This window comes from Pantoea sp. F_5, from assembly GCF_008631595.1.
Lineage (GTDB): Bacteria > Pseudomonadota > Gammaproteobacteria > Enterobacterales > Enterobacteriaceae > Pantoea > Pantoea gossypiicola.
In genome coordinates this window covers 195,843-221,067 of record NZ_VWUO01000009.1, presented here as the reverse complement: position 1 = coordinate 221,067, position 25,225 = coordinate 195,843, and the positions used below count along the sequence as shown (strand labels likewise).

23 protein-coding genes are annotated in these 25,225 nt (G+C 58.6%); 11 read left to right on the top strand and 12 right to left on the bottom strand.

The features are described from left to right. Positions 1 to 245: 245 nt before the first annotated feature. A complete protein-coding gene (ompX, locus tag F3I44_RS14240; protein WP_150012099.1) occupies positions 246 to 758 on the bottom strand; it encodes an outer membrane protein OmpX in 513 nt (170 codons plus the stop codon). 368 nt (positions 759 to 1,126) lie between these two features. Between ompX and rhtA the strand changes: the two genes are divergently transcribed. The 5 genes from rhtA (at position 1,127) to glnQ (ending at position 5,393) form a co-directional block, all read left to right on the top strand. Beyond that, entirely contained in the window at positions 1,127 to 2,041 is a 915-nt protein-coding gene (gene rhtA / locus F3I44_RS14235) for a threonine/homoserine exporter RhtA (protein WP_150012101.1), read from the top strand. A 325-nt stretch (positions 2,042 to 2,366) separates the two neighbouring features. Further along, entirely contained in the window at positions 2,367 to 2,870 is a 504-nt protein-coding gene (gene dps, locus F3I44_RS14230) for a DNA starvation/stationary phase protection protein Dps (RefSeq protein ID WP_033731968.1), read from the top strand. A gap of 319 nt (positions 2,871 to 3,189) precedes the next feature. Next, positions 3,190 to 3,936 carry a glutamine ABC transporter substrate-binding protein GlnH gene (glnH, locus tag F3I44_RS14225; RefSeq protein ID WP_090962721.1) on the top strand — a complete coding sequence of 249 codons (747 nt, stop codon included), beginning with the start codon at positions 3,190 to 3,192 and terminating at the stop codon, positions 3,934 to 3,936. A gap of 78 nt (positions 3,937 to 4,014) precedes the next feature. Beyond that, complete coding sequence (gene glnP / locus F3I44_RS14220; RefSeq protein WP_013357248.1) at positions 4,015 to 4,674, top strand: glutamine ABC transporter permease GlnP; 660 nt, start codon at positions 4,015 to 4,017, stop codon at positions 4,672 to 4,674. Continuing rightward, the gene (gene glnQ, locus F3I44_RS14215; RefSeq protein WP_010254327.1) at positions 4,671 to 5,393 is read left to right on the top strand and encodes a glutamine ABC transporter ATP-binding protein GlnQ; all 723 of its coding nucleotides are present in this window, start codon (positions 4,671 to 4,673) and stop codon (positions 5,391 to 5,393) included. The genes glnP and glnQ overlap by 4 nt, the downstream gene beginning before the upstream one ends. Before the next feature lie 307 nt (positions 5,394 to 5,700). Here glnQ and rlmF read toward each other — a convergent pair whose 3' ends face one another. After that, the gene (rlmF, locus tag F3I44_RS14210; protein ID WP_150012103.1) at positions 5,701 to 6,633 is read right to left on the bottom strand and encodes a 23S rRNA (adenine(1618)-N(6))-methyltransferase RlmF; all 933 of its coding nucleotides are present in this window, start codon (positions 6,631 to 6,633) and stop codon (positions 5,701 to 5,703) included. A gap of 141 nt (positions 6,634 to 6,774) precedes the next feature. Here rlmF and F3I44_RS14205 point away from each other — a divergent pair, with 141 nt between their 5' ends. Continuing rightward, the gene (locus F3I44_RS14205; RefSeq protein ID WP_150012105.1) at positions 6,775 to 7,407 is read left to right on the top strand and encodes a flavin reductase family protein; all 633 of its coding nucleotides are present in this window, start codon (positions 6,775 to 6,777) and stop codon (positions 7,405 to 7,407) included. A 2-nt stretch (positions 7,408 to 7,409) separates the two neighbouring features. On the opposite strand, the gene hutH (F3I44_RS14200) is transcribed toward F3I44_RS14205, so the two are convergent. From hutH (F3I44_RS14200) to hutI, 7 genes are all read right to left on the bottom strand, one after another. Continuing rightward, on the bottom strand, positions 7,410 to 8,927 hold the full coding sequence (gene hutH, locus F3I44_RS14200; protein ID WP_150019446.1) for a histidine ammonia-lyase: 1,518 nt from the start codon (positions 8,925 to 8,927) through the stop codon (positions 7,410 to 7,412). Beyond that, complete coding sequence (locus F3I44_RS14195; protein ID WP_013357244.1) at positions 8,924 to 9,718, bottom strand: ABC transporter ATP-binding protein; 795 nt, start codon at positions 9,716 to 9,718, stop codon at positions 8,924 to 8,926. Before F3I44_RS14195 ends, hutH (F3I44_RS14200) begins: the two co-directional genes overlap by 4 nt. Beyond that, on the bottom strand, positions 9,711 to 10,451 hold the full coding sequence (locus F3I44_RS14190; protein WP_033731964.1) for an ABC transporter permease: 741 nt from the start codon (positions 10,449 to 10,451) through the stop codon (positions 9,711 to 9,713). Before F3I44_RS14190 ends, F3I44_RS14195 begins: the two co-directional genes overlap by 8 nt. Before the next feature lie 8 nt (positions 10,452 to 10,459). Continuing rightward, positions 10,460 to 11,179, bottom strand: coding sequence for an ABC transporter permease (locus F3I44_RS14185; RefSeq protein ID WP_150012109.1), 720 nt, complete (start codon positions 11,177 to 11,179; stop codon positions 10,460 to 10,462). A 12-nt stretch (positions 11,180 to 11,191) separates the two neighbouring features. Next, positions 11,192 to 12,040 (bottom strand): transporter substrate-binding domain-containing protein, encoded by an 849-nt coding sequence (locus F3I44_RS14180; protein WP_150019445.1) that lies wholly within the window; start codon positions 12,038 to 12,040, stop codon positions 11,192 to 11,194. Positions 12,041 to 12,351: 311 nt separating this feature from the next. Further along, positions 12,352 to 13,140, bottom strand: a complete 789-nt coding sequence (gene hutG / locus F3I44_RS14175) for an N-formylglutamate deformylase (protein ID WP_150012113.1) — start codon at positions 13,138 to 13,140, stop codon at positions 12,352 to 12,354. Beyond that, entirely contained in the window at positions 13,137 to 14,354 is a 1,218-nt protein-coding gene (hutI, locus tag F3I44_RS14170; protein ID WP_150012115.1) for an imidazolonepropionase, read from the bottom strand. Before hutI ends, hutG begins: the two co-directional genes overlap by 4 nt. A gap of 81 nt (positions 14,355 to 14,435) precedes the next feature. Between hutI and F3I44_RS14165 the strand changes: the two genes are divergently transcribed. Together F3I44_RS14165 and F3I44_RS14160 are read left to right on the top strand one after the other, a co-directional pair. Next, a complete protein-coding gene (locus tag F3I44_RS14165; RefSeq protein WP_150012117.1) occupies positions 14,436 to 15,791 on the top strand; it encodes a formimidoylglutamate deiminase in 1,356 nt (451 codons plus the stop codon). Beyond that, positions 15,788 to 16,330: a HutD family protein gene (locus F3I44_RS14160; RefSeq protein ID WP_150012417.1), complete on the top strand. Its 543-nt coding sequence runs from the start codon at positions 15,788 to 15,790 to the stop codon at positions 16,328 to 16,330. The genes F3I44_RS14165 and F3I44_RS14160 overlap by 4 nt, the downstream gene beginning before the upstream one ends. Here F3I44_RS14160 and hutC read toward each other — a convergent pair. Beyond that, complete coding sequence (hutC, locus tag F3I44_RS14155; RefSeq protein WP_150012119.1) at positions 16,314 to 17,069, bottom strand: histidine utilization repressor; 756 nt, start codon at positions 17,067 to 17,069, stop codon at positions 16,314 to 16,316. The genes F3I44_RS14160 and hutC overlap by 17 nt on opposite strands. 326 nt (positions 17,070 to 17,395) lie before the next feature. Between hutC and hutH (F3I44_RS14150) the strand changes: the two genes are divergently transcribed. The 3 genes from hutH (F3I44_RS14150) to F3I44_RS14140 all read left to right on the top strand — a co-directional run bounded on the left by hutH (F3I44_RS14150) (position 17,396) and on the right by F3I44_RS14140 (position 22,004). Continuing rightward, the gene (gene hutH, locus F3I44_RS14150) at positions 17,396 to 18,946 is read left to right on the top strand and encodes a histidine ammonia-lyase (RefSeq protein WP_150012121.1); all 1,551 of its coding nucleotides are present in this window, start codon (positions 17,396 to 17,398) and stop codon (positions 18,944 to 18,946) included. 15 nt (positions 18,947 to 18,961) lie between these two features. Beyond that, a complete protein-coding gene (gene hutU, locus F3I44_RS14145; protein WP_150012123.1) occupies positions 18,962 to 20,647 on the top strand; it encodes a urocanate hydratase in 1,686 nt (561 codons plus the stop codon). A gap of 199 nt (positions 20,648 to 20,846) precedes the next feature. Then, the gene (locus F3I44_RS14140; RefSeq protein ID WP_150012125.1) at positions 20,847 to 22,004 is read left to right on the top strand and encodes a M20 aminoacylase family protein; all 1,158 of its coding nucleotides are present in this window, start codon (positions 20,847 to 20,849) and stop codon (positions 22,002 to 22,004) included. A 1-nt stretch (position 22,005) separates the two neighbouring features. Here the strand turns inward: F3I44_RS14140 and ybiB are convergent, their stop codons facing one another. Both ybiB and dinG read right to left on the bottom strand, forming a co-directional pair. After that, on the bottom strand, positions 22,006 to 22,974 hold the full coding sequence (gene ybiB / locus F3I44_RS14135) for a DNA-binding protein YbiB (RefSeq protein ID WP_150012127.1): 969 nt from the start codon (positions 22,972 to 22,974) through the stop codon (positions 22,006 to 22,008). A gap of 26 nt (positions 22,975 to 23,000) precedes the next feature. Then, entirely contained in the window at positions 23,001 to 25,169 is a 2,169-nt protein-coding gene (gene dinG, locus F3I44_RS14130; protein ID WP_150019444.1) for an ATP-dependent DNA helicase DinG, read from the bottom strand. Positions 25,170 to 25,225 lie beyond the last annotated feature (56 nt).

The following is a 25,225-nucleotide window of genomic DNA, read 5'->3' as shown; positions in this document are numbered from 1 at the left end:
ACACTTTGGCGTCCAGACTATATGGTATTGACAATGCCACAGCACGTGGGAAGCTTTTTGAAATCTGCTCATGTTGAATTTCCTTATCAGTTGTGGGGACAACAGATGAGGAGTTTGACATGGGCAGGTCTTTACAGGCAGAGCCAGAACCGAGGCGATAACCACGTCCATAGGACGTGGTTTTAAGTTGGCAATAAAAAACGGCCCACAAGGGGCCGTTTTTTTGCAGGTCAGCTAAGCTAAACTTAGAAGCTGTAACCTACGCCGGCAATCCAGGTGCCAACGTCAACATTGCGGATGCGGCTCTGCTCGTAGCCCACGTCCAGCGCAACGTCCTGAATTGGGTTAAACTGCAGACCTGCACCGTAGGAGAAGCCTACGTCGCTTGAATCAGTTTTAGCGCGTGATGCGGTATCGTTCTGCTGGAATTTACCGTAGCCGATACCCACAACACCGTAGATGCTCGCCCAGTCGTTCAGACGGTAAGCAGGACCACCGGTCACACCGTAGTACTGGCCTTTATTGTAGATGCCAGCTTCGGTACGATCTTTTTCAGTGTAGGTGAATGAACCGATCCAACCCAGTGGGTTAGAACCGTCTTCGTAGCGGTATTTCAGGTTGAAGCCGTTAGCTTTGTTAGCCACGCCCTGATAGTCGCTCTGAGCATAGCCACCAGTTACGGTGCTCTGTGCCATTGCTGAACCTGCAGATACTGCCAGTACACAGGCTAATGCTGAAAGACATGCAATTTTTTTCATAACCACCTCAAATGTGAAAATACTTCTCTCCTGACAACGCTGAAAATATAACAAAAAATAGCGAGAAACTCTGCCCGGATTTTGTTGTCTAACAGAAAGTTTGGTGTAACAGGAAGTTAATGTGACATCCTATGTCATTCATTTTTCTTATAAAATCCGTCATCTTTCTGCAATAATCATTTTGTGCTCATTTCATGCTTTAAGTTAAATCCTAAAAAATCCTGACATTTCTTTACCTAAATGGCCCTGATTCTGGCCAAAACTTGCTCAGTTAAGTCAAATATAAAACGCGATTTCGTAATTCTTTGCTCGCTATTTCCTTTACACTGGCTGCCTCATTACGTTAATGGCCAGGAAAAGTACACAGGATGTCTGCCTCTCCCGCTTCCAAAAATCTTGCCCCGATAGTTATGCCTATTGCCGTGCTACTGATTGCGATGCTGTCGCTGCAGGGCGGCGCTTCACTGGCAAAAAGCCTGTTTCCCTCAGTAGGTGCCACCGGGATTACTGCACTGCGCCTGGGCTTTGGCACCCTGATCCTCTGCGTCATTTTCAAGCCCTGGCGTTTACGCTTCAGCCGGGAGCAGCGTCTGCCCCTCCTGATGTATGGACTGGCTCTGGGCACCATGAATTTTACGTTCTATCTGGCGATTCGTACCGTGCCACTGGGCGTGGCAGTGGGACTGGAATTTACCGGCCCGCTGGCGCTGGCGCTGTTTGGATCGCGGCGGCCACTGGATTTTGTCTGGGTGTTGCTGGCGGTAATTGGCCTGTGGTTCCTGCTGCCTTTTGGTACGGACATGACCGCGATTGACCCGCTGGGCGCAGCGCTGGCAGTGGGTGCGGGTGCCTGCTGGGCGATCTATATCCTGGCGGGACAACGGGCAGGCGCAGAACATGGCCCCGCAACCGTGGCCATCGGTTCGCTGATTGCCTCAGTCATTTTTGTGCCTCTGGGGCTGACATTCGCCGAAAGCGGCATCTGGACATGGGCCGTTATGCCGATCGCGTTGCTGGTCGCGCTGCTCTCCAGCGCCATTCCCTATTCACTGGAGATGATCGCCCTCACCCGCTTACCGGCGCGCATTTTCGGTACATTGATGAGTCTTGAACCCGCCATGGCCGCCTTTTCCGGCATGCTGTTTCTGGGAGAAACGCTGACCGGGCTTCAGTGGCTGGCGCTGCTGGCCATCATCATCGCCTCAGCAGGTTCAACACTGACTATGCGTCCGAAAAAGAGTCAGTTAAGCAGCATTGAATTATCAGACAACAGGCATAAATAAGCGATTTCAGCCCGCCATGCTGGCGGGCGAAATAACAATCATGCTCAGCATGAGAATTATTCTTAACCGCTGCGCTTTACGGTTCATCCTATTTTGAAACAGTCACTTACCTGATATTTACAACTTAGTATAACTTTATGATTTAAATGGCTATTTATTAATGGCCATATTTTAACATAGCTTTAACCTTACCCGCACTGTCCTGCTTTTAATAAAGACGCGCGCTATTTCATCCATCGTCAAAGTCGTTTCTGCAAAGCTGAAAAGCGCTGCTATACTTATTCGGTACTTGATTAGGACAACCATCAAAGAGAGGACTGAAACGATGAGTACCGCTAAATTGGTTAAAACGAAATCTTCTGACCTGATTTATACCCGCAATGATGTGGCCGAAGATGAGAAGAAAGCCACCATCGCGGTGTTGAACCGTCTAGTAGTCGAGTTTATTGACCTGTCATTGATCACTAAGCAGGCGCACTGGAACATGCGCGGTGCAAATTTCATCGGTGTGCATGAGATGCTGGATGGCTTCCGCACCACGATTACTGACCATCAGGACACCATTGCTGAGCGTGTCGTTCAGCTGGGCGGTGTGGCGCTGGGCACCACGCAGGTTGTGAATGACACGACTCCGCTGAAAAGCTATCCGCTGAATATCCATAGCGTTCAGGATCACCTGAAAGCCCTGGCAGACCGCTACAGCGTTGTTGCTAATGATACCCGTAAAGCCATTTCTGAAGTGAAAGACGAAGATACCGCTGACATCTTCACTGCGGCATCGCGTGATCTGGACAAGTTCCTGTGGTTTATCGAAGCCAATATCGAATAACACGTAATATACTCAATCAGGCGGGGAAACCCGCCTTTTTTACGTCTTTGTTCTCGCAATTTTATGACCCTGTTAACAGTTCTTCCCTCCCCCGCTTCACAGCCTTAACATCTGAGGCACACTACCGCTTGCACCAAAAAAGTTATCTGCACCAAAGTTGAGCGCCAACAGGGTGCAATGACAGAATTAACTGCAAAATCGTGTCAGCTGTGTTATTTAACTTTCCGATTTCGCGGATTTTGCAAAGTTGGCATAATTCTTTCATATGACAAGCCGCAAACGCAGGCCCTGCCGCCTGGTAGTAAAAAAAGGAAAAATGATGAAGTCACTGTTAAAAGTTTCTGTGGCCGCGCTGGCGCTGGCCTTCTCCCTCTCCTCCACAGCAGCAGAAAAGAAGCTGGTCGTTGCTACCGACACCGCCTTTGTTCCGTTTGAATTCAAACAGGGTGACAAGTATGTCGGCTTTGATGTGGATCTGTGGGATGCCATTGCGAAAGAGCTCAAGCTCGATTACACCCTGAAGCCAATGGACTTCAGCGGCATTATCCCTGCACTGCAAACGCGCAATGTCGATCTGGCACTGGCGGGTATCACCATTACTGAAGAACGCAAAAAGGCGATCGAGTTCTCTGATGGCTATTACAAAAGCGGTCTGCAGGTGATGGTGCGTAACAATGAAAACGACATCAAGGGTATCAGCGATCTGAACGGCAAAGTCGTCGCGGTGAAAAGCGGCACCGGCTCTGTGGAGTACGCTAAAGCCAACATCAAATCGAAAGATCTGCGTCAGTTCCCTAACATTGATAGCGCCTACATGGAGCTGGGCACCAACCGTGCGGATGCCGTGCTGCATGACACGCCAAACATCCTGTACTTCATCCACACCGCCGGTAAAGGCCGCTTTAAGGCGGTAGGCGATTCGATTGAAGCGCAGCAATATGGTATCGCGTTCCCGAAAGGCAGCGACGATTTGCGTGAGAAAGTAAACGGCGCACTGAAAACCCTGAAAGAGAACGGCACCTACAACACGCTTTATAAAAAATGGTTTGGCACCGAACCTAAATAATAATTTGCCCGTTATCTGATTTCAGCAGGGAAACTTTTTCCCTGCTTTTTTCCATCGCAACATATCTGGAGTGACACCATGGAGTTTGACTGGAGCGTCATCTGGCCCGCCATGCCAGCGCTGCTCGAAGGCGCCAAACTGACCTTAATTATCTCAATCATTGGCCTGGTTGGCGGCCTGTTTATCGGGCTGGTGGCCGGTTTTGCCCGCGCTTACGGTGGCTGGATCACCAATAACATCGCACTGGTGTTTATCGAGATTATCCGCGGCACCCCTATCGTGGTGCAGGTGATGTTTATTTACTTTGCGCTGCCGATGGCATTCCCTGACCTGCGTATTGATCCTTTCACCGCCGCAGTGGTGACCATCATGATTAACTCTGGCGCGTATATTGCCGAGATTACCCGTGGTGCCGTGCTGTCGATCAACAAGGGATTCCGTGAAGCCGGACTGGCACTTGGCCTGTCGAGCCGCGAGACGCTGCGCTACGTCATTATGCCGCTGGCACTGCGTCGTATGCTGCCGCCGCTGGGCAACCAGTGGATTGTCAGCATCAAAGATACCTCACTGTTTATCGTTATCGGCGTGGCTGAACTGACACGTCAGGGTCAGGAGATTATTGCCGGTAACTTCCGCGCTCTGGAAATCTGGAGCGCCGTCGCGATCATCTATCTGGTGATTACGCTGGTGTTGAGCTTTGTGCTGCGCCGCATTGAGAAAAGGGTGAAAATCCTGTGATTGAATTTAAAGATGTCTCCAAGCATTTTGGCCAGACCCAGGTGCTGCACAATATCGATCTGAAGATTAACCAGGGTGAAGTGGTGGTCATTATCGGCCCATCCGGTTCCGGTAAATCGACTCTGCTGCGCTGCATTAACAAGCTGGAAGAGATCACCAGCGGCGAGCTGATTGTTGATGGCCTGCGCGTCAATGACCCGAAAGTTGATGACCGTCTGATCCGCCAGGAAGCCGGTATGGTGTTTCAGCAGTTTCATCTGTTCCCACAGATGAGTGCGCTGGACAACGTCGCCTTTGGTCCGATCCGGGTGCGCGGTGCCAGCAAAGAAGCCGCACGCCAGCTGGCGCGAGAGCTGCTGGGTAAAGTGGGCCTCGCTGAGCGTGCGCATCATTTCCCATCTGAACTGTCGGGTGGCCAGCAGCAGCGCGTGGCGATCGCCCGCGCGCTGGCGGTGAAGCCGAAGATGATGCTGTTTGATGAGCCAACCTCAGCGCTGGACCCGGAGCTGCGTCACGAAGTCCTGAAAGTGATGCAGGATCTGGCGGAAGAAGGCATGACGATGGTGATTGTGACGCACGAAGTCGGCTTCGCACAGAAGGTCGCCTCGCGTCTGATCTTTATCGACAAAGGCCGGATTGCGGAAGATGGCGATCCCGACAGCCTGATCAGCAATCCCCCCAGCGAACGTCTGCGCGAATTCCTGCAGCACGTCTCCTGATCAAAACGGGCCGCTTAGCGGCCCGTTTTGATTGTTGGCAAAGTCTGCCCTGCCCAGCTGTGAGACCGACCCTGCGAAGGGAACACGGGCAGATCGGAAAGTCGCTTAAACCATCCCTGGTCGCTCGGCCCGCGCCGTCCATGGCGCGGGACGCTTTCCTCCTCTGCCCGTGTTCCCTGCGCTATTAGCTAATGTGTTGCTGCCTGAGCAACCCTGATTGGGTTTGTCAGCAGTCTGAAACGGCCGCATCGCAGCCCGTCCTTTTTTCTCAGCAGAGAGATTCCTGTTACCTGCGTAATGAGATGCCTCAGTTCCCCAGGCGACTCAGCAGCTTGCTGCGCTGGGCGGCAGGCATAAAACTCCACGCCAGGAAGCGGCTCTGCTTCTGACCCTGCGCCATATTGACCACCCGCACCTCGGCGACGTCGAGCGTCTGCAGCTGTTTCTCCAGCGCCGGTAAATTCTCTTTGCGCGACACCAGTGAGGTAAACCAGCCAATCTGGCGACCAAACGCCACGCTCTCGGCGATCATTTTGCCGATGAACGCCTTTTCGCCACCGGGATACCACAGCTCATTGTGCTGCCCGCCAAAGTTAAGCGGCGCACTTTTATCGAGTCCAAGATTGCGCACCTTACGCTGTGAACCCGATGCGGCCTCTTCCGCCGACGCGTGGAACGGCGGGTTACACATCACCGCGCTGAAAAATTCATTTTTGCTGACCACACCCGCCAGCACCGCATCGCTGTTTTTCTGACGACGCAGACGGATCTGACGCGTCAGGCGCGGATTGGCTGCGACAATGCGGTTAGCGGCTTTGATGGCGGCTTCATCAATTTCGGTACCGGTAAAGCGCCAGCCATATTCCGCCGCCCCAATCAGCGGATAGATACAGTTTGCGCCGCAGCCAACATCCAGCACGTCCGCCGCCGGGATCGCGCCGTTGTTGTCCAGCGCCAGCAGATCGGCCAGATAGTGCAGATAATCGGCACGTCCTGGCACAGGCGGGCAGAGTGAGCCGGGCGCCAGTTGCCAGTCGATGTCATAAAAGAGTTTGATGAGCGCCTGGTTCAGCAGCATCACCGCCTCCGGGTCCGCGAAATCCACGGACTGCACGCCATAACCGTTAGGCCGGACTTTCGCCGCCAGCGGCGGATGGGCAGCGGTTAGTGCGGCAAAATCGTATTCGCCCTGATGGCGATTGCGGGCGTGGAAGGGCGACGTGCTGGCTGACTTTTTCATACGTTCTCTCAATTATTCAGGCGCGCGTACAATACGCTGTAGGCGGCGGAAAATAAACCCGCACCATCCGCTTACCTCTTTCCGATTCCGTCGGGTGATGCTGTCGGGCTAAGATAAATAAAATCCCCTGCCGGAGACGTTATGAGCCATAAACGCTATTCCTATCAACCCCGTGCTGGTCACGGATTGCCGCACGATCCGCTAAACGCCATCATCGGGCCGCGCCCGATTGGCTGGATTAGCTCTGTCAGCGCCAGCGGTCAGCGCAATCTGGCCCCTTACAGCTTCTTTAACTGCTTCAACTATCATCCGCCGATTATCGGTTTCGCCAGCAGCGGCTGGAAAGACAGCGTGCGGAATATTGCAGAGACCAAAGAGTTTGTCTGGAACCTGGCAACCCGTCCGCTGGCCGAAGCGATGAACGAAAGTTCTGCCTCGCTGCCAGCCGATCAGGATGAATTCGCCTTTGCGGGACTCACGCCGCTGGCCGCTTCACAGGTCAGCGCCAGCCTGGTGGCAGAGAGCCCGGTCAACTTCGAGTGCCGGCTGACGCAGCTGATTCAGTTGCAGGATGCCAGCGGTAACCTGCTCGACAGCTGGCTGGTGATGGGCGAAGCGGTGGCGATACACATTGATGAATCGCTGCTTGAAGAGGGCATCTATCAGACCGCCAAAACCGAGCCGATTTTGCGGGCGGGCGGACCCAGCGCCTATTACGGGATCAGTGAAGCGCAGCGCTTTGATTTAGTCCGTCCGGACGCCCGCCGCAGCTAATCTCACTCCAAAAGCGCATCGGCCCGGTGCGCTTTAATCTGCGCCACCGCGCGGGCGATGTCGGGAGCCAGCCAGCGATCCTGCTGCCAGCGCTCAACCACCTGCCGCAACAGCTGCCAGGCGCGCCGTGTGCCCGCTGCCAGCTGTGACTCACCGTGAAATTCCAGCGCCTGTGCCGCCAGCAGGTACTCAATGGCAATAATGTGATCAACATTGCTGACCAGCTTCAGCAGTTTCAACGCTGATCCGGTGCCAAGGCTCAGATGATCCTCCTGCAATCCCGACGTCACATAGTTGTCGAGCACCGCAGGCTGCGCCAGCTGACGGTTTTCCGCGCAGAGTGATGCCGCCACATATTGCGCAATCATCATGCCGGAATTGACGCCGGGCTCCGCCACCAGAAACGGCGGCAGGCCGCTGACCAGCGGATTCACCAGCCGATCCAGCCGTCGCTCGGCGATACTGCCCAGCTCCGCCAGCGCAATCGCCAGCAGGTCGCAGGCCATGGCCACCGACTCACCGTGCGGATGTGACTGCGACACCACGCGCCAGGCCTGTGGGGTGCCCAGAATCAGCGGATTGTCGGTACAGGCGTTGAGTTCGGTCTTCACCTGACGGGCGGCATGGTCGAACTGATCGCGGCAGGCACCGTGCACCTGCGGCATTGACCGCAGACTCAGTGCATCCTGAGTCCGGATGCCGACGCTCGCGTTCAGCAGCGGGCTGTCACATAACAACTGGCGAAGACGTTCGCCGCTGCGCTGAATTCCCGGACTGGCCTTGAGTGCCAGCACCTCAGGGTCAAACGCCACCCGCTGTCCGCGCAGTGCTTCAAAGCTCATCGCGCCGGTAACATCTGCCCAGTCCAGCAGACGCTCAGCATCGTCCAGCGCCAGACAGACTAAGCCGGTCATGCAGGGCGTGCCGTTAACCAGACTCAGCCCCTCTTTTGCGCCAGGCCGGTAAGGGGCTAACCCCGCCTGTACCAGCGCCAGCTGCGCGGGCATGATTTCGCCACGCCACTCCACCTCGCCGATGCCAATCAGCGCCAGGCCGATATGCGCCATGTGGGTCAGATACCCCACCGATCCCTGCGACGGCACCTGTGGCGTAATCTGCTGATTTAGCAGCGCCAGCAGCTGCTGTACCAGCGCCACTGACACACCCGATTTGCCGTGGCTGTAGTTAGCAATCGCGGCGCACAGAATGGCGCGCACCTCCGCTTTTTTCAGCACCGGTCCGACGCCACAGGCGTGGCTCATCAGAGTATTGCGCGACAGCTGGCCCAGCTCATCTTCAGACAGCGTAATATTGCAGAGCGCCCCCAGCCCGGTATTGATGCCGTACGCCACCTGCCCCGCCGCCACGATGTTGCCGACAATTTCACGGCTTTGAGCGATTCGCTGCCAGGCACTGTCGCTCAGCGTCAGGGTGGCACCGTGCCGGGCAACCTGTACCAGTTCCTGCCATTTGAGCGGACCATCGCCCCAGACCTGCGTCTGCTTCGTCACGTCACTCATACCACCGGTTCCACCTGATGGTGACTGGAGATGAACTGCTTAAAGCGCGTCGATCCCGCCTCGCCGAACATCGCCTCTGGCGTGCCCTGACAGTCAATCGTGCCCTGATGCATAAACACCACCCGGTTAGAGACATTGCGGGCAAAGCCCATTTCATGAGTGACTACCAGCATGGTGCGCCCCTCTTCCGCCAGGCTGCGCATTACCTTCAGCACCTCGCCCACCAGTTCCGGGTCCAGTGCTGACGTCGGCTCATCAAACAGCATTACCTCCGGATCCATTGCCAGTGCGCGGGCAATCGCCACCCGCTGCTGCTGACCGCCCGAAAGCTGAGCGGGATAGAAATCTTTGCGGTTCAGCAGGCCAACCCGATCCAGCAGCTGCTCCGCCTGGGCGATACAGGCTTTTTTATCGCGCTTCAGCACATAGTGCGGCCCTTCAATGACATTTTGCAGCACGGTGAGGTGTGACCAGAGATTAAAGCTCTGAAACACCATCCCCAGACGGGAACGCAACCGTTCAATCTGACGCGGATTGGCGGCCAGCTGATGCCCGCGTGCATGGCGCTTCATCTCTATGGTTTCACCGCCGACGCTGACCACGCCGGAATCGGGCGTTTCCAGCAGGTTAATGCAGCGCAGCAGCGTACTTTTGCCCGAGCCGCTGGCACCGAGAATGGAGATGACATCGCCCTTGTGCGCCTGCAGCGAGATGCCTTTCAGCACCTCCATAGCACCAAAAGATTTATGGATATCGCTGGCCGACAGCGTGACGGGTTGCAGTTCAGACATTTTTCTCTCCTCCGGTAATCGGCTTAGCGGTCAGTAACGGCTTTTTTTCCGGTTTATGTACCGGCGTCAGACGCCGCTCCAGCAGGGCGTAGAGTTGAACAATAATGAAGTTGAGGATCAGGTAGATCGCCGCCGCGCAGAGAAACACCTCCATGGTGCGGTAGGTGCGCTGAATGATCTGCTGCGCCACGCCGGTGACATCCCAGACCGTCACCAGGCTGGCCAGCGCGGTCGATTTCACCAGCAGAATCGCTTCGGTGGAGTACGCGGGCAGCGCGTAACGCAGCATCACCGGCGCGATAATCCGTCGCAGCAGCAGCCCGCGCGACATACCGCACGCCATTCCCGCCTCCACCTGACCGGGCGGCACCGCCAGCAGCGCACCGCGCAGGATCTCCGCAGTGTAGGCAGCGGTACAGAGCGACAGTGCCAGCACTGCACAGGTAAAAGGCTCTCGCAGGAACGGCCAGAAGAGACTATGACGGATCACACCAAACTGCCCCAGACCGTAGTAGATCAGGAAAAGCTGAATCATCAGCGGCGAGCCGCGAAATACCAGGATGTAGCCACGGGCAAACGCACTCAGTACTCGCCAGCGGCTCATGCGCAGCGCCAGAATACCCACCGCCAGCACGCCTCCGCAAAGAAACGCACTAATAAACAGGCCTAGCGTGACCGGCAGTGCGGCGCTGAGTTTAAGGAAGGTGTCAGTGAGGAACGCAAAATCGATCATAAGTCTCCTTAGTGCTGCGCAGCGGTGCGGCCTTGCCAGGCGCGACCAAGACGGGATTCGGCGCGCAGAAAGGCGCGGTTCGACAGCAGCGTCAGCAGCAGGTAACAGGCTCCGCCCACCAGGTAAAAGGAGAAGTAGTTACGGGTCGAACCGGCCGCAATCTGGCTGGCCCGCATCAGCTCGACAATGCCGGTCACCGACACCAGCGCCGAATCTTTCAGGCTCATCTGCCAGACGTTTGACAGGCCGGGCAGCGCATAGCGCGCCACCTGCGGCAGCAGAATGCGTTGCCGGATGCGCCAGCGCGGCATGCCAATTGCGACAGCGGCTTCAATCTCCCCTTTCGCCAGTGCCAGCCGTGCGGCGCGGTAGACTTCCGCCTGATAAGAGCCGGAGATAAGCCCGATAGCCAGCGCCCCGATCAGAAATGGCGGCGCTTCGATAAAGCCGTCCGCGCCAAACAGCTGTCCGATCTGCGTGATCAACCCCGATCCGCCGAAGTAGAACAGGTAGATCACCAGCAGCTCAGGAATGCCACGAAAGATCACCGAGTAACCTTCCCCCAGCCCGCGCACCGCCCGATGCGGGGATAACTTCGCGGCGGCAACGCCCGATCCCACCACTGCGCCAACCAGCAGCGCGGCAAACGACAGCAGCAGCGTGGTCAGCGTGGCACTCAGAATCAACCGTCCCCATCCGTCCGGGCCAAAACTCAGCAGGCTTATCATCCGTTACCTCTCTCAGGGTGTGACGTCAGTTTTGAACCACTTCTCGCTCAGCTTTTTGACGGTGCCGTCGGCCAGCGCGGCTTTGATCGCCTGATCCAGCCGGGCTTTCAGATCGTTGTCTGCCATGCGCACGCCCAACGCCTCGCCCTCTCCCCAGATTGGACCACCCAGCTGTGGACCGCTGAAGCTGAGGTTACGGTTATCCGATCGCGCCAGCATCGACTGCGCAAAGGTCACATCGTCAAACACCGCATCAATGCGTCCGGCCTGCAAATCAAGGATTGCATCGGCTGAGCTGGTGTATTCACGCACATCCGCCACATCTTTGAAGTACCTGTCGATAAACGGCGTGTAAACCGTGCCGGAGGCGATACCGATCGTTTTGCCCTTCAGCGCCGCTTTCAGCCGGGCGATGGCAGGCTCCACGGTTTTGGCATCGTCGGTGAGCTTGATGATCTGACTGTCGGCGGGCAGCAGTGACCCTTTCACGGTGATAAAGGTGGCGGGCGTGGAGGCGTACGGTAGGGTGAAATTCACCACTTTTTTGCGATCGGGTGTAATCACAATCGCATCCATGATCACATCATATTTTCCGGCATTCAGTCCGGCGATCATGCCATCCCAGTTCTGCACCACCAGCTTGCACTGGATCGCCATGCGCTGGCAGAGATCCGCCATCAGCTCAGGCTCGAAACCGCCCAGCTTGCCGCCCGGCAGGGTGAGGTTCCAGGGTTCATAACTGCCTTCAGTGGCAATGGTGATCGACTTCCACTCTTTAGCCTGGGCGCTGACGCCACAGAGCAGCAGACTGGAAACCAGCGTAGTGAGACATAAACGGCGAAGAGTCAGAGGGTGCGTCATACGGTTCTCCTGAAAGTAGCGGCCTGGTGATCGCCCTGACGATATTTAACATAAATTTCACAGGATGATATGTCATGTATATACAAGTTAACGCAGTGCAGTTCATTGCCGGCTTTATCATTTTGTGAGCCAGACGGGATTTATTCAGATGAAGCACGCGCTTCAGCACTTGTACATACAACCAAGCAAAGGTTATGCCAGCTCTGCAAAAGTGACGAATGGAGGTGGAAGCAAGGGAGCAGCCAGACAGGCTGCCCTCCCCTGCACCCGATTAGCGCAGCGATGCACCAGGGCGGCGCATCGCTGATTGATTACGGCCTGGCCTGCGCCAGCATGGTGTGGATCATCGCCTTCAACACTTTTTGTAACTCGGCGGCACGCACCTGCTGCCAGGCATAAGGCGGGGTTTCATCCATGTAGTTCAGCTGCGCCAGCTCCAGCTGAACCGCCTCGATCTGCTGCTGTGGCTGGCCATAAGCGCGAGTGATGTAACCGCCTTTAAAGCGGCCGTTGAGCACCCAGCTGTAGTCGTGCTGTGCGGCGCACACCGCCTCTATGGCCGCGCTCATTTCAGGCGTGCAGCTTGCGCCGTCATTGGTGCCGATGTTGATATCGGGCAGACGCCCCTCAAACAGGCGGGGAATTTCACTGGCGATGGAGTGGGCGTCAAACAGCAGCGCATAGCCGTGCTGCTGTTTGAGCCGCGCCAGTTCCTGCTGAATCTGCTGATGGTAAGGCTGCCAGATTTGATCGATGTAGCTCTGACGCGCCGTGGCATCGGGCGTTTTGCTTGGTGCAAAGGTCGGCGTGCCGTCGAACAGGGTTTCCGGGAACAGGCCGGTGGTCGCGGTGGTGTAGAGCGGCTGGTTGTCAGGCGGACGATTAAGATCGACGACAAAACGGGAATAGCGGCCAATTAACACACTGGCCCCGAGGTCACGCACAAAATCATACAGCAGCGGGATGTGCCAGTCGGTGTCGGGCAGGCCGCGCGCGGCCTCGCTCAATCCGGCGTCCACCTCAGGCGTCAGTTCAGTACCGGCGTGGGGAATGCTGACCAGCAGCGGCAGGCTGCCCTGGGAAAAATAGAAAGGATTCATTGCGGTTCTCCACGATAGATAACGGTACAGGGCAGTTCACCACCCAGCCAGTAAACCAGTTCTGCCGGACGAGCCAGTGGCCAGTGGACGAAGTTTGCCACTTTCCCCGCCTCCAGCGAGCCGTGACTCTCCGCCAGCCCCAGCGCTTTTGCCCCCCACAGGGTGACGCCCGCCAGCGCCTCTTCCGGCGTCATACCAAACAGCGTACAGCCCATGTTGAGCATCAGACGTAGCGACAGCGCAGGCGAGGTGCCAGGATTGGCATCGCTGGCCAGCGCCATCGGCACGCCGTGGCGGCGGAAAAGATCTACCGGCGGGCGCTGGGTTTCGCGCAGCAGATAAAACGCACCGGGCAGCAGCACCGCCACGGTGCCATGCTGCGCCATCGCCCTGGCATCCTCTTCAGTGGCATATTCAAGATGGTCAGCCGAAAGCGCACCATAGCGGGCGGCCAGTGCAGCGCCGCCCAGCGCTGAAAGCTGTTCCGCATGCAGCTTCACCGGTAAGCCCTGCGCGACAGCCCGTTCAAACACCCGCGCCACCTGCTCCGGGGAAAAGGCGAGATGCTCGCAGAATGCATCCACCGCATCCGCCAGCCCCAGCGTCTTCACCTGCGGCAGCAGACGGTCGCAGATGATATCGACCCAGCCATCCGGGTCATGCTTAAACTCCGGCGGAAAGGCATGCGCAGCCAGGCAGGTGGCGTGGACATCGGCGGCCACGCTCTCTCCCAGCCGGCGAATCGCCCGTAGCATCCGCAGTTCGCTCTCTTCATCCAGACCATAGCCGGACTTTATCTCTACGGTGGTGACACCCTCCGCCAGCAGGCGATCGAGTCGCCAGCGGGCCGAGGTCACCAGCTCATCTTCAGTCGCCGCGCGGGTGGCGCGCACGGTGGAGAGAATGCCGCCGCCCTGCGCGGCAATCTCTGCGTAGCTGACGCCATTCAGCCGCTGTTCAAACTCCTGACTGCGGTCACCGCCGAACACCAGATGGGTATGACAATCGACCAGCCCTGGCGTCACGATACCGCCAGGCAGACGATGATGTTGATCGGCAACGAAGGCGGGCATCTCCGCTTCAGGCCCGACCCACACCAGCCTGCCTGCCCGCACCGCCAGTGCGCCCTGTGGGATCAGATGGTACTTTCCGTCACGCATGGTGACCAGGTCGGCCCCCGTCCACACCGCCTCTACGCGCATCTCTTCTGTCATCGCTGCCTCATGCCTCCGCCGTTTACACTGTGCCTCAAAGTATGTATATGTATATACAACCACATCCGATGAGGATCAACCATGGCGACTTTTTTTGCCCCGCGCGCACTGCTGGCGGAGGGCTGGCAGCAGCAGGTACGTATCACAGTCAATCAGGCCGGTTTTATCGACTCTCTTACCCCGGAAAGCCACGCGGATCAGGCTATCCGGCTCAACGGCGAGGTGATCCCGGCCATCGCCAACCTGCACTCGCACGCCTTCCAGCGGGCGATGGCGGGTCTGGCAGAAGTGGCGGGCGATCCACAGGACAGCTTCTGGACCTGGCGGGATCTGATGTACCGCATGGTACAGCGCCTGACGCCAGAGCAGGTGGGTGATATTGCCGCCCTGCTCTACATCGAGATGCTGAAAGGCGGCTACACCCAGGTGGCAGAGTTTCACTATCTCCATCACGACCCCAGCGGCGCGCCCTACAGTGATGACGCGATGCTGCAACAGCTGATTGAAGCGGCGGAGATTGCCGGTATCGGCCAGACAATGTTGCCGGTGCTCTACAGCTACAGCGGCTTTGGCAGTCAGCCAGCGGCGGCGGGTCAGAAGCGTTTTATTCAGCAGACCGAACACTACCTGCAACAGCAGGCGCGGCTGGATACGTGGCAGCAGCGGCGGCCCCTGCTGAACCGTGGTCTCTGTTTCCATTCGCTGCGGGCAGTGAGCGAAAGCCAGATGCACGAGGTGCTGGCGGTCAGCGATCCGGCGCTGCCGGTGCATATTCATGTGGCTGAACAGCAGAAAGAGGTGAATGACTCGCTGGCGTGGAGCGGCGAACGCCCGGTGGCCTGGCTGCTGAACCGCTTTGCCGTGGATGCGCGCTGGTGCCTGATCCACGCCACCCATCTGGATGAGAGCGAACTGTCGCGCCTCGCGCAAAGCGGCGCGGTAGCGGGTCTCTGTCCGACCACCGAAGCCAACCTCGGGGACGGCATTTTCCCGGCGGTGGAGTATATCGCGCAGGGCGGACGCTGGGGCATCGGCTCCGACAGCCATGTCTCGCTCAGCGCCCAGGAAGAGCTGCGCTGGCTGGAGTATGCGCAGCGACTGCGCGATCAGCGCCGCAACCGGATTACCCTGCCCGGCCAGCCGTCGGTCGGCGATTTGCTCTGGCAACAGGCGGCGGCGGGCGGTGCGCAGGCGTGCGGCATTCAGCAGGGCACGCTGGCGGTGGGACAACGCGCCGACTGGCTGGTGCTGCGCGATGATGCGTGGCTCGGCAGCGTGGAATCTCAGGCGCTGCTGAACCGCTGGCTGTTTGCCGGTCAGCGCGATCAGATTCGGGACGTCTACGTGGCAGGTAAGGCGGTGATTGAAGACGGGGTACATCCGCATCAGGCGGCATGTGCCAGACGCTTCCGTCAGGCCATGGCGGCACTGCAATGATCGCCCGCTTCTCTTACGCTGACCTGGCGGTCAGCCGCTGGCGTAACGGCGGTGGCGAGACCCGCGAAATTGTCAGCTTTCCACCCGGTGCGGAATCCTTTAGCTGGCGCGCCAGCATTGCTACCCTGGCACAGGATGGCCCCTTCTCAGCCTTTCCGGGCATCGATCGGATCATCACCCTGCTGCACGGTGACCCGGTCCTGCTTACCGCGCCGGGCACAGAGCATCGGTTAATGCCGCAGCAGCCCTGGGCGTTTACCGGCGAACTGGCCCTGACCGCGCAGCTGCAGGGCAGCGTCAGCGAAGATTTTAATATCATGACCCGACGCGGTGAATGGCAGGCTACGGTGGAGGTGGTTACCGCGCCGGTCAGTAGTCTGCACGGCGTCGCCTGGGTGCTGGCGGGCGCATGGCAGACCGCTGACGGGAGAAGGCTGACCACGCAACGGGGCGCGTGGTGGGTCGATGAAGAAACACAACTCAGCCCATGCGGGTTGGATGCCCGGCTGCTGTTTACCCGGCTTAACCGTGTCCCCTGAAGCGCCCCAGTAGTTTGTAGCGTGAGCCGGGATAGAGCAGTCGCGCATAGGTGACGATTTTTGTGTCGCTCCAGGTCTGACGGCGAATCAACAGGCAGGGTTCGTGTTCATCCAGCGACAGATGTTTACGCTGACGCGCATCGGGCAGCACCGCTTCAACAATGTGCTCGCCTGCCGTCAGCGGCGCGACCCGCATCAGATAGGTGTAGGGCGTCATCTGCTGATAATCCTGCGTCAGGTAGTCGGGCGCGACCAGCGGATTGACCAGTCGATCCTCAAGCTGCACAGGCAGATCATTTTCGTAATGCACAATCAGCGAATGGTAGAGCGTCTGTCCGGTGGTGAGCCCCAGCACGGCGGCCTGCTCAGGATCGGCTTTGTCCTGGCCGATGGCGAGAATTTTACAGCTGTGCTGATGACCACGCTGAGCGATCTCATCAGCGATGTTATGCACCTCCAGCATAGCGGTATAGCCTTTCATCTCCGCCACGAAGGTGCCGACGCCCTGCATCCGCACCAGAAAACCTTCGCTGGTCAGTTCGCGCAGCGCCCGGTTAATGGTCATGCGGCTGACGCCCAGCTCATTCACCAGTTCACTTTCTGATGGCACACGCTGATTCGCTTTCCACAATCCTTCACGGATCTGGCTGATGATGGCCTGCTTCACCCGCTGATAGATCGGGGCGGGTTCATCGCTCATTGCCGCCGCCAGTTGTGCCAGTGCCGTATGCTCGACCATTTGCTGTTCCTTATGCTGAAAGTCTCTTAAGTTTACTGTCTCACTGCGTGAATGTATATACATCCAGTAGCGCACGCCGTGCCCCACTGGTGCAGTCTGCGCATCCTGATGGTGCACTCTCTCCGTCGCGTTTAACCCGCGACCCGCGCCGGGCGCATATGCGATTTTTGTGATCGGTCTGGCACGGCACTTGCTTAGTCTGCTTGATTGTATAGACAAGAATAGACAAGGATAAACGCTTATGTTTCACTCGCATTATTCCGCTGGTTCAGGGCAAGGAAAGCAGCTTAGCCACGCCAGCACACTTGTATAGACAGGAGTAGACTATGTCAGGTTCGTTTCAGGCATTGCGCCTGGTGCCCGGCGAGGTGGACCTCGCCACATTACGCGCTATCTATCAGGGTAACGTCACGCTGAGTCTTGACGACAGTGCGCGTCAGGCGATTGCGGCGGCGCAGCAGACCGTGGAGACGATTGTCGCCTCCGGCAACGTGGTGTATGGCATTAATACCGGCTTTGGCAAGCTGGCACAGACGCAAATCCCGGCCAGCCGGCTGGCGGATCTGCAGCGCAATCTGGTGCTGTCACACAGCGTGGGTCTGGGCGATCTGCTGCCCGACAATGTCACCCGTCTGGTGGTCGCCACCAAAATCATCAGTCTGGCGCGCGGTCACTCTGGCGTGCGTATCGAACTGGTTGAGGCGCTGCTGGCGCTGTTCAACGCGGGCGTGATGCCCTGTATTCCGGAAAAAGGCTCGGTCGGTGCCTCCGGCGATCTGGCACCGCTGGCGCACATGTCGCTGATGCTGCTGGGCGAAGGTCAGGTGCGGGTCAATGGCACGCTGATCCCGGCAACAGAGGGACTGGCAAGCGTGGGCCTGTCGCCGTTTGTGCTCGGGCCGAAAGAGGGCCTGGCGCTGCTCAACGGCACCCAGGTTTCGACTGCGCTGGCGCTGCGCGGCCTGTTTGAAGGTGAGAATCTTTTTGCCGCCGGTCTGATGGCCGGTGCGCTGTCGCTGGAGGCGATCAAAGGCTCGCTGAAACCGTTCGATGCCCGCATCCACAAGGCACGCGGTCAGCAGGGCCAGATTGCGGTCGCGGCAGCCGTCAGCAACCTGATTGAGGGCAGTGAAATTCTGCAGTCGCATACCCATTGCGGCCGCGTTCAGGACCCCTACTCTATCCGCTGCGTGCCCCAGGTAATGGGTGCCTGCCTGGACAACATCTGCCACGCGGCGCGGATTCTGGAAATCGAAGCGAACGCCGCCTCGGACAACCCGCTGGTGTTCAGCGACAGTGGCGATGTGATCTCCGGCGGCAATTTCCACGCCGAACCGGTGGCTTTTGCCGCTGACATCCTGGCGCTGGCGATTGCCGAAGTGGGTGCCATCTCTGAACGGCGACTGGCGCTGCTGCTGGACAGCGGCTTATCCGGCCTGCCGCCCTTCCTGGTGCGTGACGGCGGCGTAAACTCCGGCTTTATGATAGCCCAGGTCACCGCCGCGGCGCTGGCTTCTGAGAACAAATCGCTGGCCCATCCGGGTAGCGTCGACAGTCTGCCCACCTCTGCGAATCAGGAAGACCACGTCTCAATGGCGACTTACGCCGCCCGCCGTCTCGGCAGCATGTGCTTTAACAGCGCCGCCGTAGTGGGCATCGAGGCGATGGCTGCCGCGCAGGGCATTGAATTTAACCGGCCACTCAAAAGCTCCACGCTGATTGAGCAGGCCATCGACACTATTCGCGAGCAGGTCGCCTTCCTTGAGGAAGATCGTCTGCTGGCACCCGATATCGAGGCAATGCGTCAGTGGGCAAGTCGCACTGACTGGCCTCAGGCATTGACCGCGCTGCTGCCGAGCATGCGCCCAACTTCTTGAATTAAGGAATCTTTCATGAGCGAAACTCTTTCTCAGGCTGTGGCACGTGAGATTCGTGCACCACACGGTACTACGCTGCACTGCGCCAACTGGCTGATTGAAGCGGCTTACCGCATGATTCAGAACAACCTCGATCCCGATGTCGCCGAACGTCCGGAAGATCTGGTGGTGTACGGCGGCATCGGTAAGGCAGCACGCAACTGGGAATGCTTCGAGCAGATCCTGCGTTCGCTGCGGGCGCTGCAACCGGATGAGACGCTGCTGATCCAGAGCGGCAAACCGGTCGGCATCTTCCGCACCCACGCGGATGCGCCGCGCGTGCTGCTGGCGAACTCCAATCTGGTGCCGCACTGGGCGACCTGGGATCACTTCCATGAGCTGGATAAAGCGGGTCTGATGATGTACGGCCAGATGACTGCCGGTTCCTGGATCTATATTGGTGCACAGGGCATCGTGCAGGGCACCTATGAAACCTTTGTGGAAGCGGGCCGTCAGCACTACAACAACGACCTTAGCGGCCGCTGGATCCTCACCGCCGGGCTGGGCGGCATGGGCGGCGCACAACCGCTGGCGGGTGTACTGGCCGGGGCCTGTGTGCTGGCGATTGAGTGCCAGGAGTCACGCATCGATTTCCGTCTGCGTACCCGCTACGTGGACTACAAAGCCACCACGCTGGATGAAGCGCTGGCGTTAATCAGCGAAGCCACCGCCGCGAAAAAAGCGATTTCGGTTGGCCTGCTGGGCAATGCCGCCGAAATTCTGCCGGAGCTGGTGAAACGCGCTCAGGCGGGCGGGCCGAAGCCGGACATCGTGACCGATCAGACGTCGGCGCACGATCCGATTAATGGCTACCTGCCGATTGGCTGGGATCTGGCGCGCTGGCAGCAGGCGCGCGTCTCACAGCCGAAGGCCGTTGAGAAAGCAGCCCGTGCTTCTATGGCGGTTCATGTCCAGGCGATGCTCGACTTCTGTCATATGGGCATCCCGACCGTGGATTACGGCAACAACATTCGTCAGGTGGCGCTGGATGAGGGGGTCAGCAACGCATTCGATTTCCCTGGTTTTGTGCCAGCCTATATTCGTCCGCTGTTCTGCGAAGGCAAAGGCCCGTTCCGCTGGGTGGCGCTGTCTGGTGACCCGGAGGATATCTACAAGACTGACGCGAAACTCAAAGAGCTGTTCCCGCACCATAAAACGCTGCATCGCTGGCTGGATATGGCGCAGGAGCGCATCGCCTTCCAGGGCCTGCCTGCCCGCATCTGCTGGCTGGGACTGGGTGAACGGCATCTTGCCGGTCTGGCGTTCAACGAAATGGTCCGCAACGGCGAGCTGAAAGCGCCGGTCGTGATTGGCCGCGACCATCTCGACTGCGGCTCGGTTGCCTCACCAAACCGTGAGACCGAAGCGATGAAAGATGGCTCGGATGCGGTCTCTGACTGGCCGCTGCTCAACGCCCTGCTGAATACCGCAGGCGGCGCAACCTGGGTCAGCCTGCATCATGGCGGCGGTGTCGGCATGGGCTTCTCACAGCACTCCGGTGTGGTGATTGTCTGTGACGGCAGCAAAGAAGCTGATGCGCGTCTGGGGCGCGTATTGTGGAACGACCCGGCCACCGGTGTGATGCGTCATGCGGATGCGGGTTATGAGCTGGCACAGCAGTGCGCGGCTGAACATGGCCTGAACCTGCCGATGCAGAAATAATCCTTTGACTGGGGCGGGCAGCAGCTTGCCCCCTTTTCCCCGCGATTCCCTTCTTACACCCTGGCATCAACATCACTTCCTTATTACTTATTCCATTTTGATTTAGCCTATAGCCAGATTTAGTCCTGACGGCGATAGACGCCGCATCGTCCGACCACTAAAGTGAAATCTTCTCATTCTGTATGGAGCGCGACTCTGCATGACCCTTTCCCCTGCCCTGCTTGAAGATGCCCTGCGCTGGCGTCGTGAGTTTCATCGCCACCCCGAATTAGGTTACCAGGAACAGCAAACCAGCCAGTTTATTGCGGAAGAGTTAGCGCGGGCGGGTTTGCAGGTGTTTCGTGGCCTGGCGGGCACCGGCGTCATCGGCACACTGGAAAACGGTCCCGGCCCGGTTATCGGGCTGCGTGCAGATATGGATGCGCTGCCGATTACGGAAAAAGGCGACGCTGAGTGGCGTTCTGCGACGCCCGGCGTGATGCACGCCTGTGGACACGACGGTCATAGCGCTATTCTGCTGGCTGCTGCCCGCCAGCTGGCCGCTACACGTCAGTTCAGCGGCACGGTGCATTTCATCTTTCAGCCTGCCGAGGAGAATCTCGGTGGCGCACGCAGAATGGTGGAAGAGGGGCTGTTCCAGCGCTTTCCGATGGATGCGGTCTACGCCATGCATAACTGGCCGGGACTGCCGCTCGGCTCACTGGCGGTGAACCCTGGCGCGATGATGGCGTCACTGGATTCGTTTGAAATTACGCTGCACGGCAAAAGTTGCCACGCGGCGATGCCGGAAAGCGGTGCCGACCCGATGGTGGTGGCAGCTGAGCTGATTCTGGCGCTGCAGACCATTCCGTCACGCCGGCTCTCGCCGCTGGCGTCAGCCGTGGTCAGCGTGACGCAGATTCACGGTGGTGAAGCGATCAACGTCATCCCGGAGCAAATTGTTTTACGCGGCACGGTGCGCTGCCTGCAGACCAGCGTGCGCGAAAAAGTACGCGGACTGATTGATGAGTTTGTCGCGACCCTGCCGCGTCCGTTTGGCGTGAGCGGTGAGACTGAGTGGCTGCCGGGCTACCCGGTCACCGCCAATCATGTGGCACCGGCTGAGCGGGTGCGCGAGGTAGCGCGCTCGACACTGGGTGCTGAACAGGTTCACTGGCAGGTCAATCCGTCGATGGCCTCAGAAGATTTTGCCTGCATGATGGAAGCCTGTCCCGGCGCTTACTTCTGGCTGGGCGCGGACGGTGAAACGCCTTCCGCGCCGCTGCACAACGCCCGCTATGACTTCAACGACGCGCTGCTGCCGATTGGCATCCGTTTCTGGCAGAACCTGGTTGAACAGGCGCTGCCGGTAGCCTGAGTCAATACCCGGCAGCGAGGATCTGCTGCTCTGCCGCTGCCAGCGAGTCGCACTGGCCACTGGCGCGCAGGCAGCAGGCGAGCTGCAGTCGCAGTGACGCAGGCACCGGGCGCTGTTGATTCAGCACCTCTTCGATCCAGCGCGCAGTCACCTCTGCCGTCTTATCTGCCGGCAGTTCGACGGCCACGTCTGGCTGACGCTCCACCCACACTTCCGCTTCCACGCCTGCGCCCTGAATCATACTGATCGCCGGGCAGCGTTGGGGATTGGCATAGACTTCCCCTTCGGTGCCATTGAGCAGTATCGCAGGCGCATCGATGTCGCTGAAGAATTTCGCCACACGCGGTACATATTCAGGATGCGAGACGCTCGACAGCCGCAGCGCCGCCCGCTCCGCAAACGGCGTCGCCAGTTTTGCCAGCGTGTGCGCACTGTTACGCACGCCCATTCGCCAACGCAGCGACAGCTGTTTCGCCATCGGCGGGCAGAGGTGATCGATGGTGATAAAAGCCAGCTCGCCCTGATCCAGTCTGGCCTGCGCCGCCTCTGCCGTGGTGACGGGTGCGATGCCGAGCGCCGCAAACACCGCCTCGCTGGTAATGCGCGTCGCGTCGTCGCTGACGCCATGCACCAGCACCGGAAAGCCAAGTTTCACCAGCAGCAGCGCCAGCAGAGGCGTCAGGTTGCCCTGACGACGGGCACCGTTGTAGCTGGGGATCACGATCGGCATCGGGCGGTTTTCCGGCGCACGCAGCTGCATCATCTGCGCCTGCATCGCCTGATAAAAGCCGCGCATTTCGGCTTCACCTTCGCCTTTAATGCGCAGCGCAATCAGAATAGCGCCCAGCTCCAGATCCGGTACTTCGCCCGCCAGCATCGCGCCATAGAGCGCCACGGCAGTATCAAAGTCGATATCGCGGGCATGATTTTTACCGCGACCCACCTCTTTAATAATTTTATTCAGTTCCATCACTCGCTTCCGGTTAAGTGCGCGGCTCAGCGCCGCGTGGGACGACGTTTACGCACGGTGTGCTTTGGCACCACGGTGGCCGGTATCGCTGTCGGCTCTGGCGTTTCCGGCTGTTCAATCGGGAAGATCGGCAGCGCCGCTAACAACCGGCTGCCGTAGGCTTTGCTCAGCAGGCGGCGGTCATAAATCACGATTTCGCCATAACATTGATGGCTGCGAATCAGGCGTCCGACCTGTTGAATCAGGGTAAATGAGGCGCTGGGCAAACTCTGCACCTCAAACGGATAGCGCTTCAGGCTTTTCAGCCATTCGCCTTCGGTCAAAATTACCGGACTGTCCACCGGGGGAAAAGCGATTTTGTGGATGTGCACCTGACTCAGCAGATCGCCTTTGAGATCCAGCCCCTCAGCAAACGACTGCAGGCCAATCAGAATGCTGGTGTCACCTTTGGTGACACGCTGACGGTGCAGATCGACCAGGCGGCTGCGCGGCTGATCGCCCTGCACCAGCATTGAGAGCCGCAGATCGGGCAGACAGGCGACAAACTGCTGCATCGCCCGGTTGCTGGCAAACAGCACCAGCACGCCCTTATGCTTCTTCTCCGCCATCTGCTGACGGAAGAAACCGGCCATCTCAGCGATGTGCTCCGCTTCGTGCGTCATCAGCGGCTCAAGGCGCATCTGCGGGATCACCAGCTTGCCCTGTTCCACATGGTTAAACGGTGAGTCGAGCGCCACAAAGCGGTCGCCCGCTTTTTCGCTAAGCCCCGACATCTCCTGCAGGCGATTGAAGCTATTGAGCGATTGCAGCGTGGCGGAGGTGACCACCACATGCGGAATTTTGCGCCACAGCATCTTCTCCAGCTGGTCGCTGACGCGGATGCCGGCGCAGTGGAACAGCAGATGCGCCTGACCTTCGCGCAGCTCGCGGGTGATCCACTTAGAGACTGGCGCGCCAGAGGCTTTTTCCATCGACGCCAGCCGCCAGAGTTTGCTCACCGATTCGAACCAGCCAAACTGCCGGTTGAGCTGCAGCAAATTACGATGCAGCCGCACCACATCGACCTTGCCGGTCTGCTCGCTGAGTGCATTGATCAGGCCTTCGCTCAGGCCGCGCAGGGCGTCGCTGAGTTTGAACAGCCGGGCGCAGAGATCCAGCAATTCCTGCGGCAGCGCGCCCAGTACAAAGCGGAATTCGCCCGGCTGGTTATTCGGCGGCAGCAGCGGATTCAGCGCCTGCGCAGTGATGGTCAGCAGTTCGCGTAGCTCATCACAGTGTACTTTCAGCCGCTCAGGGTTAGCCAGCGGCGGCGGCGACTTCGGCCGCATCTGCGTCATGATGCTCTCAACCAGCTTGATAAACAGATCAAGCTGCAGGCTGCTCCAGCCCGGCGTGATGTCGGCGCTCATCTCCAGCGCATCGCGGGCCACTTCCGGCAGGTGATGTCCTTCATCCAGTACCAGCATCAGGTTTTTAGCGGGCGGCAGCACCGACTCATTCTCCATCGCCGCCATCACCAGCGCATGGTTCGCCACCACCACATCCACCTGCTCGATTTCGCGCCGCGCCACAAAGAATGGACATTCACGATACCAGTGGCAATGCGAGCCCAGACAGCTCGCTTTGTCGGTGGAGAGGCGCTGCCAGAGGCTGTCGCTGACGTTCTCCTCGCTGTGATCGCGCAGGCCATCCCACTGGTAGCGATCCAGTGACTTCTGTAAGCGACCACACTGCGTCTGTTCTTCTTTGGTACTGCTGACGGCGTCATCATCCAGATAAAGCAGCAGATCGCCCTGCTGATCGTCATCGGCCGCCATCGCCGCCAGATTGCGCGGACAGACGTAGCGCCCGCGACCAAACGCGGCGGTAAAAGTGAGATCGGGGATAATTTTCTTCAGCAGCGGCAGATCTTTGGTGAAAATTTGGTCCTGCAGCGCCACGTTGGCGGTGCTGATCACCAGCTGCTTTTCCTGAGCGCGGCTGACCGCGATGCCCGGAATCAGGTAGGAGAGGGTTTTGCCTACGCCGGTCGGCGCTTCCACCGCCAGATGGCGCGCGTCGTCGCCCGCCAGGCATTTCGCCACTTCGGCGATCATCTGGCGCTGCGGCGCTCGCGGAATAAAATCAGGCACCTGCTGCTGAAGCGCTTTATACCACTGCGCTATCTGGCTTTTTACTGCGGCTGTCAGGGCCATGATTTGCGTTACCACACCGAAAAAATGGCCTGTATTTTTACACAGTATCCTGGCGA

Excerpts from the sequence above, each read along its gene's own strand:
- rhtA (WP_150012101.1), top strand. The coding sequence starts at position 1,127 with ATGTCTGCCTCTCCCGCTTCCAAAAATCTTGCCCCGATAGTTATGCCT.
- rlmF (WP_150012103.1), bottom strand. The coding sequence starts at position 6,633 with ATGAAAAAGTCAGCCAGCACGTCGCCCTTCCACGCCCGCAATCGCCAT.
- F3I44_RS14180 (WP_150019445.1), bottom strand. The coding sequence starts at position 12,040 with ATGACGCACCCTCTGACTCTTCGCCGTTTATGTCTCACTACGCTGGTT.
- hutH (WP_150012121.1), top strand. The coding sequence starts at position 17,396 with ATGTCAGGTTCGTTTCAGGCATTGCGCCTGGTGCCCGGCGAGGTGGAC.
- F3I44_RS14165 (WP_150012117.1), top strand. The coding sequence starts at position 14,436 with ATGGCGACTTTTTTTGCCCCGCGCGCACTGCTGGCGGAGGGCTGGCAG.
- F3I44_RS14160 (WP_150012417.1), top strand. The coding sequence starts at position 15,788 with ATGATCGCCCGCTTCTCTTACGCTGACCTGGCGGTCAGCCGCTGGCGT.
- dps (WP_033731968.1), top strand. The coding sequence starts at position 2,367 with ATGAGTACCGCTAAATTGGTTAAAACGAAATCTTCTGACCTGATTTAT.
- F3I44_RS14185 (WP_150012109.1), bottom strand. The coding sequence starts at position 11,179 with ATGATAAGCCTGCTGAGTTTTGGCCCGGACGGATGGGGACGGTTGATT.
- hutC (WP_150012119.1), bottom strand. The coding sequence starts at position 17,069 with ATGGTCGAGCATACGGCACTGGCACAACTGGCGGCGGCAATGAGCGAT.
- dinG (WP_150019444.1), bottom strand. The coding sequence starts at position 25,169 with ATGGCCCTGACAGCCGCAGTAAAAAGCCAGATAGCGCAGTGGTATAAA.
- ybiB (WP_150012127.1), bottom strand. The coding sequence starts at position 22,974 with ATGGAACTGAATAAAATTATTAAAGAGGTGGGTCGCGGTAAAAATCAT.
- glnH (WP_090962721.1), top strand. The coding sequence starts at position 3,190 with ATGAAGTCACTGTTAAAAGTTTCTGTGGCCGCGCTGGCGCTGGCCTTC.
- ompX (WP_150012099.1), bottom strand. The coding sequence starts at position 758 with ATGAAAAAAATTGCATGTCTTTCAGCATTAGCCTGTGTACTGGCAGTA.
- hutH (WP_150019446.1), bottom strand. The coding sequence starts at position 8,927 with ATGAGTGACGTGACGAAGCAGACGCAGGTCTGGGGCGATGGTCCGCTC.
- F3I44_RS14205 (WP_150012105.1), top strand. The coding sequence starts at position 6,775 with ATGAGCCATAAACGCTATTCCTATCAACCCCGTGCTGGTCACGGATTG.
- hutI (WP_150012115.1), bottom strand. The coding sequence starts at position 14,354 with ATGACAGAAGAGATGCGCGTAGAGGCGGTGTGGACGGGGGCCGACCTG.
- F3I44_RS14195 (WP_013357244.1), bottom strand. The coding sequence starts at position 9,718 with ATGTCTGAACTGCAACCCGTCACGCTGTCGGCCAGCGATATCCATAAA.
- glnP (WP_013357248.1), top strand. The coding sequence starts at position 4,015 with ATGGAGTTTGACTGGAGCGTCATCTGGCCCGCCATGCCAGCGCTGCTC.
- F3I44_RS14190 (WP_033731964.1), bottom strand. The coding sequence starts at position 10,451 with ATGATCGATTTTGCGTTCCTCACTGACACCTTCCTTAAACTCAGCGCC.
- hutU (WP_150012123.1), top strand. The coding sequence starts at position 18,962 with ATGAGCGAAACTCTTTCTCAGGCTGTGGCACGTGAGATTCGTGCACCA.
- F3I44_RS14140 (WP_150012125.1), top strand. The coding sequence starts at position 20,847 with ATGACCCTTTCCCCTGCCCTGCTTGAAGATGCCCTGCGCTGGCGTCGT.
- hutG (WP_150012113.1), bottom strand. The coding sequence starts at position 13,140 with ATGAATCCTTTCTATTTTTCCCAGGGCAGCCTGCCGCTGCTGGTCAGC.